The sequence below is a fragment of the Anaerovibrio lipolyticus LB2005 genome (genome assembly GCF_000621545.1).
GTDB classification, from domain to species: domain Bacteria; phylum Bacillota; class Negativicutes; order Selenomonadales; family Selenomonadaceae; genus Anaerovibrio; species Anaerovibrio lipolyticus_A.
Map to the genome: position 1 here is coordinate 166,200 of NZ_JHYA01000001.1, position 15,174 is coordinate 181,373.

A 15,174-nucleotide genomic window follows, 5' to 3' on the forward strand; every position below is an offset into this window, starting at 1 on the left:
TCAAAACAGCGTCATCTGGTCACTTTCATCCATGCCATCCAAACAGCCATGCAAACGCAGTGCTTCAATACTTTTTTTATTAATACCAGTTCTTTTTTTTAGGTTTTCAATTGATAAAAAAGGACCTTCTGTCCTTTTTTCTACAATGGCCTTGGCATCTACGGCCCCAAGCCCGTTTAGGGTCGTAAATGGTGGCAATACTGCATTTTCCTCCGTAACCATCTGAAAGCGGTTGGCTCCGGATTTATATAAATCCACCTTTTTTACTTTAAAGCCCCGAAGGTACATTTCCCAGGCCAGCTGAAGCACCACATACAAGGCATTATCAGCATCGCTGGGTGAATCCATGGCCTCAATCTCCTCCATTTTCTGCTTCACTGCATCCTTTCCTCTCGTAATAATGTCCGAATCAAAGGCCGCTGCCCTAATGGAAAAATAGGCCGTATAATACGCCAGAGGATAATGAACCTTACAGAAGGCAATTCGATAGGCCATCATAACATAAGCCGTAGCATGGGCTCGTGGGAACAGATACTCTATTTTTTGACAGGATTCAATATACCAGTCTGGTATACTAGCCTTTTTGAGTATTTCCACCACATCTGGGGCAATGCCCCTGTTTTTACGCACATTTTCCATAGTTTTGAAGGCCAATAGTGGATCTACACCTTTATGTATGAGATACATCATAATATCATCCCTTGCAGAAATAGCATTTTGAAGGGTGCAAGTTCCGGCCTTGATAAGATCTTGGGCATTCCCCAGCCATACATTGGTACCATGTGAAAAGCCAGAAATCCGCACCAAATCTGAAAAGCATTTGGGATGTGTATCATCAATCATCTGGCGGGTAAAGGCAGTACGAAACTCCGGAATTCCAAAGGTACCAGAGTTAGCCCCCAACTCTTTCTCAGATATTCCCAATGCTTTTGTGCTACTAAATAAACTAAGAGTTGCAGTATCATCAAAAGGAATTGTCTTCGGATCACGATGAGTCAAATCCTCCAGCATCTTTATTACCGTTGGATCATCATGTCCAAGTATATCCAGCTTTACCAAACGGCTGGATATGGAATGATAATCAAAATGTGTTGTAATTGTATTGCCAGCTTTGTCACCAGCAGGATGTTGCAAGGGAGTAAAGAAATGAACATCCATATCCCTTGGAACTACCATGATACCTGCGGGATGCTGTCCACTGGTTTGTTTAACACCAGTACATGATGCTGCTATTTTCTTTATATATGCTTCATGTTTAGTCTGCCCTTTATCTCGATAATAATTGCGCACAAAAGCGGGAGCTGTTTTTTCAGCAATTGTTCCAATGGAACCGGCTCTAAATACATTATCCTTGCCAAATAGCTCCTCGGTATATCTGTGGGCTACTGGCTGATACTCCCCGGAGAAATTTAAATCAATATCAGGAACCTTGTCCCCGTCAAATCCTAGAAATACTGCAAAAGGAATCTCGTGACCATCCTTCATCATTTTGGTCCCGCAAATTGGGCAATCCTTATCCGGCAAATCATAGCCACAGCCGTAGGAACCATCTGTTATAAACTCACTATGCTTGCAGTTCGGACAGCGCCAATGAGGTGGCAGAGGATTTACCTCGGTAATATCCGTCATAGTGGCCACAAAGGAAGAACCTACAGATCCTCTGGAGCCCACCAAATATCCGTCTAGATTTGACTTGCGCACCAGCTTGTGGGCAATTAGATAAAGCACGGAAAAACCATGAGCAATAATTGGCTTCAGCTCCTGATCAATCCGGTCCTGAACTATTTTCGGCAATACATCACCATAAAGGCTTTGGGCCTTGTTGTAGGTCATGGAGGTAATTTCCTCATCTGCCCCAGGAATCATTGGAGAATACAGCTCATCCGGAATAGGCTTAAATTTCTCGCACATTTCCGCGATTTTCCTTGGATTAGTAACAACAGCCTCATAGGCGTCCTCTTCTCCCAGATACTGGAATTCTGCCAGCATTTCCTCCGTGGTTCTTAAATATAGTGGTGGCTGTAAATCCGCATCGGGAAACCCCTTGCCCTTCATGACAATAGCACGATATATCCGATCCTCAGGATTGAGAAAATGAACATCGCAGGTGGCAATAAGGGGTTTGTTCAACTTTCTGGCCAGTTCTGCCACCTTCATATTGATCTTAACAAGATCATTGTCATCCTCTATGTTGGGGAATTTTTCACTTCTTACAAGAAATTCATTGTTGCCGATAGGCTGGATTTCAAGATAATCATAGAAATCAGCTATTTTAAGCAATTCCTCATCACTTTGCTCCGCCACAATGGCTCGGATAAGCTCACCCGCTTCACAAGCCGACCCGATAATAAGACCTTCCCTATATTCCTGAATCAGCTGTCGTGGCAGTCTTGGCTCTCTATAGAAGAAACGGAGATGTGACAAGGTTATCAGCTTATAGAGATTGCGAAGTCCATTTGGATTTTTTGCCAATATAATAATATGATTGGCATTTTTTAGATCGTAATCATTAGGCACCAAATAGCCTTCCACACCATAGATAATCTTAATGTCCAGTTTTTCCTTGCCCCAAACCGTATCCATGGCTTCTGGAAAAGCCTGCACTACACCATGATCTGTAATGGCTATGGCCGGCCAGCCCCATTTTGCAGCTGTCTTTATTAAGTTTTTAGCGGAAGCGACACCGTCCCCGGCACTCATTTTCGTGTGGCAATGAAGCTCTACTCGCTTTTCAGTTGCCTTGTCCTGGCGTGCTTCTACATCCACCAATAGTAAACTATCAACAAAGAGAACATTGTCATTGAGAAACTTATCGTAGCGCATTCTGCCCCTTAACTTGACAGTGCCACCTGCCTTAACGGCTTTCTTTAAGCGATCCAAAACCTTGGTGAAATCTTCAGGCTTTTTAAAAAAGCTTTTACAAGTCATGCCATCAGTATCATCAGCCACTGATAAAAGAAGCATACTGGTTTCCAGAAGTTGTTTGCCATCTACACTTACAATTACCCCCTGAACCACCACATCCTTCTTTTCCCCTTCAAGCTGGGAAATAGGAGTAATGCTGCCAATAACAGCCTCACCAAATACCAAAGGGCTGTCATCATTGCCAATATGAATTTTGCCCCTTTTATGACGGGATTTTTTGCTACTGTATTTATTTTTTCCGCCTGTATAAGTAGAAGCAGCACCATCTGCTTTGGAGCCGCCCCTCTGGGCTGTTTTGCTTATTGGAGTCCGGACTGCCTCCAGTGCCTCCTGATATTCCTTGGTGTCATGAAGAGCCTCTTCCACGGATATATTTTCAATTTCCTCATATATGGACTGACACTCTATGGAGATTGGATAGCCTATTATCTTGATCCCCGCTTCGTAGAAGGCCAGAGATACATTATTTTCCTCCAGCATGTACTTGCTGAAATCTCCGTTAACCTGCAAAATAATTCTGGAATCTTTATAAATGCGATTAGTTTCCAGTAAAATATGACTTATGCTTTGATTGTTTCCAGCAACTTGAGCTACCATTTTTTCCCAATTTTGCTCTGCCAATTCCTTCAATGAAATTACAGTCTGATAAATCATAACTTTGGCCAGACTATTCTTTCTTGCAACAAAATCAGCAATCCGATCAATAATGTTCTCTGGAATTTTCTTTCCGGACCATACAACTATTTCCCACATACTGCTATTAAGGGATATTTCAACATGACGAATGAAGGCACCCTTTAAAAACCTTTCTTCATCTTCATTAAGTTCCATACCCTTAGCTAAATCAGACAGAAGCCTGCTTTTCTGGGGTACTATATAATACTTGTCCTTCATATAACCGCCTCCAAATCACTGATGATTTATTTGGTGGCTATATCTTAGCAAAGTGAATGTACAAATAACTGCACATAAAAACTCCCAGATGATTTTTTATCACCTGGGAGCACTGGTCATTTTAGTACAATTACCCCTTGTTATTTTTTTCAGCCAACCATTTCTGATGAATAGCATACCATTTTTGACTGCTTCTCCCCAATCTGGCGATTTGTCTTGGGTGGGCTAAAGGCAATACTTTAATCATTTTTCCACCAATTTCAACATTGGTGCACTTGCCATACCCGTTATTTTTCTTGTAATCATCAAGCCTTTTATATGATTCTTTTTCAACTATATGTAAGTATTGTTGTATTGGCTTATCTCCAAGTAAAATCAGCAAATCTGCCTGAGATTCCAGTAACTCTTTGGTAATCTCCTCAACCCGTTCATTACCGCAAAACTTTTTTGGTGTTTTAGGAACTGTCACCTCATTCAAGCCTTCATTTGCAAGTTTTTCCAAAAACGGATCATATTTTTTGGATTTTACAGATATTTGTCCACGATTAAGCCTGCTCTCCGGTAACAAATCGCACAACCACGCATCTTTTCTATCAAATCCCAACGGAGCCAATATTCTTTCATCCAATGCCTTGGCGGATGGTCCGTTAAAATCTTCATCTGGTAATTCAAGATGCCCCATTTCAGATGGCACACGGATTTTCTTAATTATTTCTTCCGCTTCCTTTTCATTACCATCCCAGAAAATTCTCGGCTCACTGGCTACAGCCAACGCCTTACATGCTATTTTACCGTTCTTATCAACCCACTTTGCGTGGACTGCACTGGCATAAACACCCAAAACAAAAACTTTTTTAGGGGTCCTATCCTCCTGAACCACTGGATGCACATATTCACCAAAAGGAAATTGATACTCATTGGACATAAAAAATCCTCCTATTCTCTCGCACGTTTCAATAAAAAATATTATCATCTGTACCATTCTACAAACATCTTAAAATTCCTTTACCCCTAAAACCATTCCCTAACCTCATCATCTGAGCAAATCAGATATATCAACCAAAATGGACATTTAGCCAGTGATAAGAAAAAGGCGACTTTAATAATGAGTGCCAATATAATTAATATCCATACCAGCATTGTCATTTCCTCCCTTACAGTGCAAACATCATAGTAGCCTTAGTTATAACCTTTTCCCACATTGGGTCATCTACCTTTAACACATTTCTTCCCTTTAAAATCATAAGCATGTTATATTTTTTTGATATTGCCAGAGTAAACATTTCACCTGATACCTTGATTCTATAGTATTGTATAGGATACCACTTTAAATCCTTTTTGGTTATCAATTCGTAGGGATAGGTGCCATCCTCATTTTGAGTGGTCATCATCAATACATGTGCCTTGGTTGATGTGTCCAGGGGGTGGGAAATAAGAAATTCCCCCAGGGGCGAATAACGGGGAATTGCCCACTTGAGCCGCCCCCTTTTTATTGCAGGTACTGCTGAATTTTTTGATATTCCAAGATTAATAAAGGGGAGCTTCAGCTTTAAAATTTCCTTTGCTGCTGCCCTATAAAAATCTTCGTGCTCCTCGAGCATGGCCTCAGCTTCACTCCGGTCTTCCATGAACGCCGGAACTATCAACCCTTTATATGATTCACTTCTTGACACATTTATATAATTTCTGTATTTACAATAGGGCTTCAACTTACGCTCATCAGGCTCCAGCTCCATAATTATGCTCCTTTCTGTCTTTAATCAATGCTTCTGCCATTGTGATAAGGGAATATTTTTCAAACATGTTCTTTGTCAGTATTTTCCCGTTCAGCAGCACTATTTTTTCATTTAGGGAAGGTACATTAAACACCGTTGCGGTGTCCCGGCCGAACCATATCTTCTTCATGGAAGCATTTTGCAGATAGAGGTCCACATGGGAGGAATTAAATAAATCTGAGGTTATTCTCGTTTTTCTGAATTCATCACTGAATATCCCCAAAGCATCCTCACCATTTGCAGTCTTGATGAAATTGTTGAAATGATTTGCGATCCCCTTGCCAGGCCATAGGTTTTCGAAGGAAGACGAAAACTTGCAGGCACTATCCAAAATTTCCTCATCTGAATAATCACTTACGGGAAGATTCAGGAAAACTGTACTCTTGGTAAATTTAATTTTCATTTTCTCATCATCTTTGATAATAATATCCTTAAATATTGCCTTATTTTTCCCCCTTGTCATAAGAGCAAAATTAAGCTTTTTAACCCTTGGAAAACCTTTATATTCCTCGTACCAGCTGTCCACCAGATGCCACCAGAAGGCATTTATTTCATCCAGATGCAGCTCCTTCCAGTCCCCTTCTGAAAGTATTTTATTTTTAAAGGGCTTGCAGGAAACTATCATTTTAATTGGAGAAGTTTTCGTATATATGAATTTCAGCCCCATATATTGAAAATCACTTGCCTCCAGCACACCATGCTTTGATATAAAACTGGAATTGGTCAGGGGATATATTTCCAAAGGGTATTTCTTCGTTGTAAATACGGCCTTAAACTCTTCCCTGGATAAAAAACCTTTTACAAATTCCATTTCTAATCACCTCAATATTTACTGTCCTATAACACTTTATTATTCAAGGAGAGCCTTATTATTGCTTATAAATAGCTCCAGTTCCGGAGAATCCACCTCCATAAGCAGAAGTCTGTTAATCTCTGTTGGTGAATTTGCTGCCTTCAAATCTTCTATAGCCAAGGCTGTAAATTCCGCATCCATTAACAGCATATAATTGATTACATTGACAAATTTATCTTTTGGTAAGCCTGCCTCTGTAAGTTTGTAGACCAATGATGAAATAAGGATATATTTTATATCATCCCTTTCCGGAACCTCCTTGTAGGTCCCGTCCATTATCTGATCAACAACATCCACAGCTTCCCGTTCCTTCAGAAATGCCAAAAAAGACACCGCCTCCGTTTCCCCGATATTTGCTTCAATCTTGGCCCTTAGAAGTTTGCTACCTATATCCAACTTTGCAGTATTCATAATATCCGAAACCGCCTCCCAGGTCCTTGGGGAAGCAAATCGCAATGATTCACCCTCGGGGTCAAAATTATGAAACGCCACAGGCTTGAAATTAAGATAGGCTATTACGGCCTCATTGATCTTATTTGGATAAGCAAAATCCCTTTTCCACTGGTCCAGATCATAGGAAATATTATGAATTTCAAATCTGTTGGCCAAAGGGGCCGGCATTTCGGTATAAACTCCGTTGTCATCCAACCTGTTTCCCAAGGCAACAATATACCAGCCCTCAGGCAGGGTATATGAGCCCAGCTTTCTGTCATGGATCAGCTGATAAGCCGCGGCCTGCACTCTCTTTGAAGCAGAGGTAATTTCCTCAATCAAGAGAATTCCCCTTTCCCCATCCCTATCTTCCCTTGGAAGAATGTCATTATGCAGCCACATAGTATGCAAATTATCCTCAGAAGGAAATGGTATACCCTTCAGCTCCGTTTCCGTAAAAAGAAGAAGTCTTAAATCAATAAATCCCATATTTCTTGACTGAGCTATATCATAGGCAATGGCTGACTTACCAATACCAGAAGGACCAAGGCCCAAAATAGAACGCTTTATCCCATTATCTATATTGAAGTTGATTACCTCAGCAAAATCATGAATATTTAAATCCATAACAAATTCCTCCTCCGTCAGCAACACTATTCACATATACAAACCTTTAAATACTTTTCATTTGAGAAACGATTCCGTTGGTAATATTTTCAGTAGTTCCATCAGGGGGTATTACCCAAATTGAATTTTTCTCAGCCTTTATCTTTTCAAAATCCCCATCTGTGAGATAAATAACTAATTTAGCATTGCTGTAATTATTTCTTATATAGTACTGAGCCCTGGCCGGTGAGGTCCCACCTCGGCCTGATATTTTTATGTTCTTATACTCTTTAATAGGTATTGGTGGATATACTTCATGTGACCATTGTATAATCACTCCTGTCATCTCAAAATCCTTTATCATTTTATTGATATGACCAAAGAAATCTGCCAACTCCGCCTTAGATATTGAACCCGATGTATCAACTGCCACTACCACATCCGCCAGCCTGCATTCTTCCAAATATTCCCCAGGAAGGATCATTTTTCTGTAAAGAGTGGTCCGAAGGGGAGATGCAAAGGATGTATCATCTGATGTTGCAGAAGACAGAAATCTTTTAACCAGCTTGTACCAGGGTACTTTGGTGGATAACAAGGCTGATACCTCTTCAAACATATACTGACCAATAGGAGAGTGACCTTTATATGACTCCAGCCCCCGCAGTCCTTCTTTTATCTGCCATTCCTTCAATGTTCCTTTAAACCTTTTAATATCCTGATAATAAGCGTCTTTATCATCCCTTAAGAATTTTGATATATTGGGGTTATTTTCCAGCAGGGAATATATTTCTTCCACTGTGAAATACTCAACATTATAGATATCAGGCAGTTCAAATATTCCAAATTCCTTCTTTAAATCCAGTGGTATACCAATTTTCTCGTAATAATCCGAATCTATTTCCAAAATTCTGTTTACCTTTAAATCCGCAGCCAAATTCCAGAAAAACGGATCCCTGTCCTTTAATCTAAAGACATGAAGAAGAATAATATGATACAGCTCATGGAGCAAAACAAAATTACATTGCTCCGGGGTTATTTCTTTAATAAACTCTTCTGAAAAAACTATGCTCCTGCCATCTGTCCAGGCAGTGTCCTGTATTGATGACTCTCTTACTCTAGCCAGCTTTATTAAAGCCATGCCAAAATAAGGAGCATTCTTTAAAAGCCGCAGGCGCACCTTTTTAACCTGAACATGGAAATCTTTTAAATCCATAATGCCCTCCTCCCAAACATAAAACAGATTCTTTTAGGATTGAATAAAGCATAACAAAATCGATGTGCACAATTTTGTACATCATAAAAATCTCTGGTGATGTTTTTAACCACCAGAGATTTCCTCAAATCTTATTCTTTTAAAATTCAGTTGTTTCAAATAATGCTAATCTTTATATTTCCTCCACATTCTGTCTATTTCCTTTTTTATTTCCTTACGTAAATCCACAGGTTTCAGCAGCTCCACCTTGGGACCGTATTGTATGGCCCAGTACTTCACAGCCTTTAGATTGCATTTAACCCTAATTACAATATAGTCCTTATCCTCCTGTACTATGTTGAAATTCTTCCCAAACCAATCTACGAGAGTAGTCATCATTTTAGGACTTGTTTTAATTTCAACCCAATCACTTTCTCCACTAAACATGGATATATGCTCCGCCATGTGCTTGGATAAATTAAAGCCATTGGCGTCAAATTCCTTAAGTTCCTTTGAATCCTTGCGTCTTTCCTCCAATAGCTTAACATTAGTCATTTTATCTATGCGTAAATGTATCACATCGTCAAATTGATCCATGTTACCCACAAGATAAAATTTCCCGTTATTTTCCACCATCTGGTAAGGATTTATGGTATATGGATTACCATCATTTTGAGGTTGTAATTTAAAATCAGTACCCACCTCATTATAGACACACTGAATTTTCTTTTCCGTAGCGATGGCATCAATTATCACATCCAATGCACCCATTACCTGTGTATTTATGGTATGGTTAAGCTTCGGCAAATTGCATATATGCTTAGTCTTATCCTTAAAATATTTGCTACCAAAGTTCTTGAGCTTATTAATCAGCCTCTTTGCCGTTTTAGTGGGTATTATTTTTGAAAAGAGTATACTGTCAATCAAAATACGCAATTCCGCATCATCAAATTCCCTTTCTACCAGCTTGTAGCCCTTTCCTTCTCCTTTTCCTTTTTCGTGTTCAATTTGCCACCCCATATCTATTAAATCATCAATATATGACTTAACAGTTCGCCGGTCACATTTAATTTCATAATCCTTTTCCAGATGGTCAATAATGCCCTGCTGGGTCAGGGCATTATTTTCATCCGTATACTCCCGCAATATATTAAGGATACACATATTCACTTTTTTCTTGCTACCATACATATTATCACCTGCTTTTATTATTCAAAGTTGTCATTTGATTTCACGTCAAAACTGCATTCTTTATACTAATTATCGTTCCCTTAACATAATATATCAAATCCAATATACAAAATTTTGCACATAAAGGTACTAAGGATAAAAAAACAGCCACCCGCTAGGATGGTGGCTGTTTATTCATCAAGGTCCATAAAATGCTTATGAATAATTAAATGTAATCAATAGGTAAAGCTATGGTACGTTCATTTAGCCATAAGGGCTGTTCATACATACAGAGGATTGTTCCCAAACCGCGTTGGCGACCTTTTATTTTATCAATAACATCAAAGGTGTTGGTCATACTCAGTTTTGGGTTTGCAGACATTTTTATTTCTATAGGATATATGACATCCCCATCCTCAATCAACAGATCAATTTCGGATTCACGGCTGGCTGATTTGTCTTTACCACGATAATAGGTAACTTGCATCCGATAGTCCAGACCGCTGTTAGTAAATGATTTTAGGATTTCCGATACCACGAAGGTTTCAAACAGTTCTCCTGCCATAGCTCCATTCATGGCTGTTTCCGGACTTTGATATTTGGTGAGGAAGCATACCAGTCCTGTGTCACGGAAATAGAGCTTAGGTGTTTTAATAGCTCTTCTCAAAGCAGAATTAGAGAATGGTTGCAATATGTATATAAGTCCAGATGCTTCGAGAATATATGTCCATTCTTTGGCAGTAGCAGCAGTGATATCAGCTTGTTCAGCAACCTTGCTGTAATTAAGCATTTGACCAGTACGGGCTGCCATGGCAGTCAAAAACCTCATAAATTTCATATGATCCTTTATTTTTGTCAAATCATTGACATCACGGCTAAGGTAAGTTTGCACATAAGAAGAATAGAACATCTGCCAATCCACATCATTTTCATAAAGAGCAGGATAACTCCCTCTGTGTATTAGCTGCCATATATTGGAATGACTTTTCCGTGAATGACTGCGACTAGAAATATATTCCTTATTAGGTATAAAAGGTTGATTAAAATCTATTCCATCTATTTCCCGGAGAGATAGTCCAGAAAGCTCGAAAATGGCAATCCGTCCAGCTAATGATTCAGATACATGCTTCATCAGTTGGAATGACTGAGAGCCAGTCAAGGCAAATAATCCCCTTTCATTGCTTTTGTCACATTCTATTTTGATATAAGGAAAGAGCTCCTGTATATATTGCACTTCATCCAAAGTAATAGGACAACGATGATTAAGAAAAAACATCCCCGGCTCATTCTGAGCTTGAGATAAAAGCAATGGATTATCAAAAGTTATGTAATTTTGGTCTGGAAAAACTTCCTTTAGTAGAGTTGATTTTCCGACCTGTCGTGAGCCTGTAACTAATAAAGCCTTGAATGATTTATTTGCTTTTAAAAGACTTTGCTCAATATGGCGTTTTATATAGGACAAAACAAACACCTCCGACTAATTTATAGTTCAATTATAAATTAGTCGGAGGTGCAGGTCAATAACAATCAAACCTTGTTAAATCATTTCAATACTGGAAGCTCCACCAGGACGAATGGTTAATGAGTATACCCTAAAGAGGTCTAATCCCATCCAGTAATCCTCAACACCATTGTCATACACTACCTTTACATCCCAATACTGTACTCCGTCTCTTGGGCTGAAGCCAATAAAGAGGTCCTGACCCGGATAGAGAACGCTGTTAGGTCCCAGCTCATCCTGATAAATCCACTCGTTTTCATGAGTTGGACTTAAATAAATGTAGGTAATAATTTTACCAGTGCCATTTACCAGAGTAAAATCCTGACTCCCGGCAAAGGCTGTCCCCTGAATACCAACTGCCATAACTACAGCTACCAAGAAAACCTTTAATACATTTAATACCCTCATGTTTTTTCCTCCTTTTATATATAAAAAAATAAACGACAAATTAACTATGGAAATTACCTTTCCATACAACCCCTACTACATTTATATATACGATTGAGCATTGTATCTATTACAGTTTTCTATAATATCGTAAAATTCGTGATAATTATTCACGTCCCAAAATCTGCCGCATAGTTCCCATGGCCCTGAAAAGAATGACGCCTACATTAGCCGAAGATATTCCGAGAGTTTCAGCTATTTCTTTATTGCTCATATCTCCCCAAAATTTAAGTTCAACAATTTGCTGCTCTCGTTCAGAAAGCTTTCCAAGGGCTAATAATAGCTCTTTCTTGCCCTCCTGCTCCAACAGCTGCCCATCCGGGGCGTCCTTGTCATCCACCTTAGGTGAGAATACATCATCCCATTCAACATTTTGCCGATGGCTTTGCCAACGATAATAATCCGTCAAAGTACGGGTCGCTATCCGGCTCAACCAGGTGGCAAAGGAAGCCTTGGTGCTATCAAAGCTATCCAAATGAGTTACCATCTTTTCAAAAACATCACTGACAATATCATCGGCAGTGGCAGCATCCTTTACCCTGGCATATATTAAATTATATATACGGGGAAAAAAATGTTCATATAGCTCATCAAAAGCCAAATCATTCTGCAGAGCTTCCTTGGCTATGATATTCCAATCCTTTTCTTCCATACTTTCCCACTCCTAAGCCACTTGCCGCCTTACCAGCTGTGCAAAAATTCCATTTTTGGCTAACAATTCATCATAAGTGCCACTTTCCACCAGAGTCCCCTTATCCATTACCAGAATTCGGTCACACTCCTTAATGGTGGACAGGCGATGAGCTATTACCAGCCTAGTTGTTTTCAACTTATTCAAGCTTTCAGTAACAATGGACTGAGTGTGGTTATCCAATGCACTGGTGGCTTCATCAAATATTAATATGGCAGGCTTTGCCGCAAGGGCCCTGGCAATCATAATTCGTTGACGCTGGCCTCCGGAAATATTCTCGGAGCCTTCGCTGATTACCGTATTCATTCCCATAGGCATAGCACGAATATCATCAGCAATGCCCGCAGCTTCAGCAGCTGCCCAGGCATCATCCTGAGTAAGGGCCGCCTGACCTACAATATTAGTGAAAATATCTCCGGCCATAAGCTGTCCATTTTGCAAAACCACACCCATTTGGGAACGAACAGACGGCAGTGACAATTCCGCCAAGGACTGTCCATCGTAATAAATTGCCCCGCTTCTAGGCTTCTCAAAGCCCAAAAGCAAACGCACCAGGGTAGATTTGCCACAACCTGAATGGCCCACAATAGCCACATTTTCACCTGCTGCAATCTGAAAGCTAATATCGTGGAGTACATCTTTATTATCCTCTCCATAAGCAAAGGATAAATGACTCACTTCGATAACTCCAGATAACGGATCAGACTCCACCTTATCAGTAGTATTTTCCGGTACTTCCTCCAATATCGGCCGCAAATTTTCTATATGAGGCTGTATTGAGAAAAATTTTCCAATTAATGGGATCACGGAATTCAATGTGGCATTAAAAGCTGTAAATGCCGCCTCAAAAGCCAAAAACTGGGCATAACCAATTCCAATAATCACCTTTTCAGCATCTGCAACAGCATGGGATGAATCCTGCAGACCATAAACTGCAAAATAATATAAAGCCATGGTCAGGATAAACGGCTGAGCCGCACCTACAATACTATTATAATTGTTCTGCCACCTTAGTGCTAGATTCCAACGCCAAGTTTCTCCAAAAACTTTGCTCCAAAGATTATACGCCTGCTCCTCTGCTCCATGAACGCGAAATTTTCCTAATCCTGCAAATATTTGCTGGACAAGACCAGCCTCCGCATTGGTAGCAGCAATCAGCTTACGTTGATAACTCAGTACCCTCCAGTAAATTACCACAGTTATGACACACCAAATAGCCCAAATCGCAACGGCAACGGCTGTCAGCTTTAGGCTGTACCAACACATTAACAGCAAGCTCCAAAAAGAAAAAAGTGTATTAAAAACTGTAGACACAAAGGTTCCACTGAGCACTTCCTTTATGGCTTCAAAGCCTCGCATGCGGCTGGCCAGCTCACCAGTAGTAAATCTGCGGAAAAATTTCTCCGGCATATTCAGGAGACGTCCCCATAATGCCGCTTCTACGGACATATCCAGGTGTGAACTAATTCGTATAACCGACACTGTACGGATCATACTAAGTGCCGCCATAGTAAAGCTGGTTACCATAAGGACCTGAGTAACGGATACCAGACCCTCTCTATCCATAATAGGTATTATGTTTTGGAATACCGTTTCTGTTATAACGGGAGTTATCAGAGGAATAAGACCAGCAAAAAAGCTCACCACAAAGATTGTCCGATAGTCTATCCGCCAGCACTGACGGAACATAAACCGAAACAAATCTCTAAGTCGCATTTTGCGCAGCGGAAAACCTGCATAACACAAAAAGGCATCCATATCCAGCTTATCGGCTTCAGCTTCAGTTATTTTGATGCCCTCCGGCATAGATCTGGTAATAAGCCTGTAATGACCGGGTGCCTGTGGTATTATAGCCGCCATTTCCTTTTTTGCGCCATAATATCCTATCATAGTGCCACAATCCTTGGTATACCAGTCCTTTTCCAGCTTAATCAGACGCAACTGAACATTTGCCTTTTGGGCTACCCGTCGGATAAGGCCAATACTATCCAGCTTTTTAACTCTTTCAGGAGGAATACTTATATCCGATTGCCCCATGAGCAGAGATTTTTGTACCAAATGTATAATAAAGCTGGCTTCCTCCAGATTTTTGGTACGTTGCTCCGTATTCCGTTCCTCATAAAATATCTCTTCTTCTCCCAACAGATTATCGATAGCATCATTGACCAACCGCTGTTTTTGGTGGCTAATGATATTCTGTCGCCGCTCCAGCCGTTTATCTGCAGACAAAAAGCGAATACCTTGAAGCATAGAGAAAATTCGCTGTTTTTCTTCAAAACACTTTAGCAAATCACTGGAGGATGCAATATCTTCGTCCAGCAGCATTCCATTCTGGTCCAGGCTGTTATCACCTAAATCAGCCAAGCTTTTTATCCATCTAATGCCAGAAAGCTGCTTAAACCATTCCTGCATTTGCAAGTACAAGGTTTCCTTGGAAGAATTAGCTAATTTTTCTACTTGAAGCTGACAGTCCTCCAGCGCATATATGAGTATATCTATTTCCCCAAATTCATCAAATGCGGGAAAAACTGCCTGTCCCGCCTTTAATGGAAAAAGGTATTCCTGGCGATAAGATTCCTGACTTGCCGTAACGGCATAGACTTCTACCACGCCTTGCTGCACCAGCAGATATTCATCTTCATTTTTCAATCGCCAGCGTTTTCCCGCTTGTAGTTCCATATATCACAA

Annotated in this window: 11 protein-coding genes; all 11 read right to left on the reverse strand. The window is 40.2% G+C overall.

The annotated features are described in order from the left end of the window. Window positions 1-3,819 carry a PolC-type DNA polymerase III gene (locus T355_RS0100890; RefSeq protein WP_027396089.1) on the reverse strand — a complete coding sequence of 1,273 codons (3,819 nt, stop codon included), beginning with the start codon at window positions 3,817-3,819 and terminating at the stop codon, window positions 1-3. A 130-nt stretch (window positions 3,820-3,949) separates the two neighbouring features. Next, the gene (locus T355_RS15395) at window positions 3,950-4,744 is read right to left on the reverse strand and encodes a hypothetical protein (RefSeq protein WP_071997143.1); all 795 of its coding nucleotides are present in this window, start codon (window positions 4,742-4,744) and stop codon (window positions 3,950-3,952) included. Window positions 4,745-4,973: 229 nt separating this feature from the next. After that, window positions 4,974-5,555: a hypothetical protein gene (locus T355_RS0100905; RefSeq protein ID WP_027396090.1), complete on the reverse strand. Its 582-nt coding sequence runs from the start codon at window positions 5,553-5,555 to the stop codon at window positions 4,974-4,976. Next, window positions 5,539-6,405 (reverse strand): hypothetical protein, encoded by an 867-nt coding sequence (locus T355_RS0100910; protein ID WP_027396091.1) that lies wholly within the window; start codon window positions 6,403-6,405, stop codon window positions 5,539-5,541. The genes T355_RS0100905 and T355_RS0100910 overlap by 17 nt, the downstream gene beginning before the upstream one ends. Window positions 6,406-6,444: 39 nt before the next feature. Further along, on the reverse strand, window positions 6,445-7,506 hold the full coding sequence (locus T355_RS13130) for a MoxR family ATPase (protein ID WP_051555295.1): 1,062 nt from the start codon (window positions 7,504-7,506) through the stop codon (window positions 6,445-6,447). A gap of 46 nt (window positions 7,507-7,552) precedes the next feature. Beyond that, window positions 7,553-8,698: a DUF2201 family putative metallopeptidase gene (locus tag T355_RS0100920; RefSeq protein ID WP_027396092.1), complete on the reverse strand. Its 1,146-nt coding sequence runs from the start codon at window positions 8,696-8,698 to the stop codon at window positions 7,553-7,555. A 165-nt stretch (window positions 8,699-8,863) separates the two neighbouring features. Then, window positions 8,864-9,868, reverse strand: a complete 1,005-nt coding sequence (locus tag T355_RS0100925) for a helix-turn-helix transcriptional regulator (protein ID WP_027396093.1) — start codon at window positions 9,866-9,868, stop codon at window positions 8,864-8,866. 205 nt (window positions 9,869-10,073) lie between these two features. Then, window positions 10,074-11,309 carry an ATP-binding protein gene (locus T355_RS0100930; RefSeq protein ID WP_027396094.1) on the reverse strand — a complete coding sequence of 412 codons (1,236 nt, stop codon included), beginning with the start codon at window positions 11,307-11,309 and terminating at the stop codon, window positions 10,074-10,076. Between the two features lie 75 nt (window positions 11,310-11,384). After that, window positions 11,385-11,756, reverse strand: a complete 372-nt coding sequence (locus T355_RS13135; protein ID WP_051555296.1) for a hypothetical protein — start codon at window positions 11,754-11,756, stop codon at window positions 11,385-11,387. 145 nt (window positions 11,757-11,901) lie between these two features. Then, entirely contained in the window at window positions 11,902-12,447 is a 546-nt protein-coding gene (locus tag T355_RS15105) for an RNA polymerase sigma factor (protein ID WP_027396095.1), read from the reverse strand. A gap of 12 nt (window positions 12,448-12,459) precedes the next feature. Continuing rightward, window positions 12,460-15,165, reverse strand: a complete 2,706-nt coding sequence (locus T355_RS13140) for an NHLP bacteriocin export ABC transporter permease/ATPase subunit (protein ID WP_081777572.1) — start codon at window positions 15,163-15,165, stop codon at window positions 12,460-12,462. Between the last annotated feature and the right edge of the window lie 9 nt (window positions 15,166-15,174).

What these genes read in the sequence shown, in the direction of transcription:
- T355_RS0100890 (WP_027396089.1), bottom strand. Translation starts at nt 3,819, where the DNA reads ATGAAGGACAAGTATTATATAGTACCCCAGAAAAGCAGGCTTCTGTCT.
- T355_RS15395 (WP_071997143.1), bottom strand. Translation starts at nt 4,744, where the DNA reads ATGTCCAATGAGTATCAATTTCCTTTTGGTGAATATGTGCATCCAGTG.
- T355_RS0100905 (WP_027396090.1), bottom strand. Translation starts at nt 5,555, where the DNA reads ATGGAGCTGGAGCCTGATGAGCGTAAGTTGAAGCCCTATTGTAAATAC.
- T355_RS0100910 (WP_027396091.1), bottom strand. Translation starts at nt 6,405, where the DNA reads ATGGAATTTGTAAAAGGTTTTTTATCCAGGGAAGAGTTTAAGGCCGTA.
- T355_RS13130 (WP_051555295.1), bottom strand. Translation starts at nt 7,506, where the DNA reads ATGGATTTAAATATTCATGATTTTGCTGAGGTAATCAACTTCAATATA.
- T355_RS0100920 (WP_027396092.1), bottom strand. Translation starts at nt 8,698, where the DNA reads ATGGATTTAAAAGATTTCCATGTTCAGGTTAAAAAGGTGCGCCTGCGG.
- T355_RS0100925 (WP_027396093.1), bottom strand. Translation starts at nt 9,868, where the DNA reads ATGTATGGTAGCAAGAAAAAAGTGAATATGTGTATCCTTAATATATTG.
- T355_RS13135 (WP_051555296.1), bottom strand. Translation starts at nt 11,756, where the DNA reads ATGAGGGTATTAAATGTATTAAAGGTTTTCTTGGTAGCTGTAGTTATG.
- T355_RS15105 (WP_027396095.1), bottom strand. Translation starts at nt 12,447, where the DNA reads ATGGAAGAAAAGGATTGGAATATCATAGCCAAGGAAGCTCTGCAGAAT.
- T355_RS13140 (WP_081777572.1), bottom strand. Translation starts at nt 15,165, where the DNA reads ATGGAACTACAAGCGGGAAAACGCTGGCGATTGAAAAATGAAGATGAA.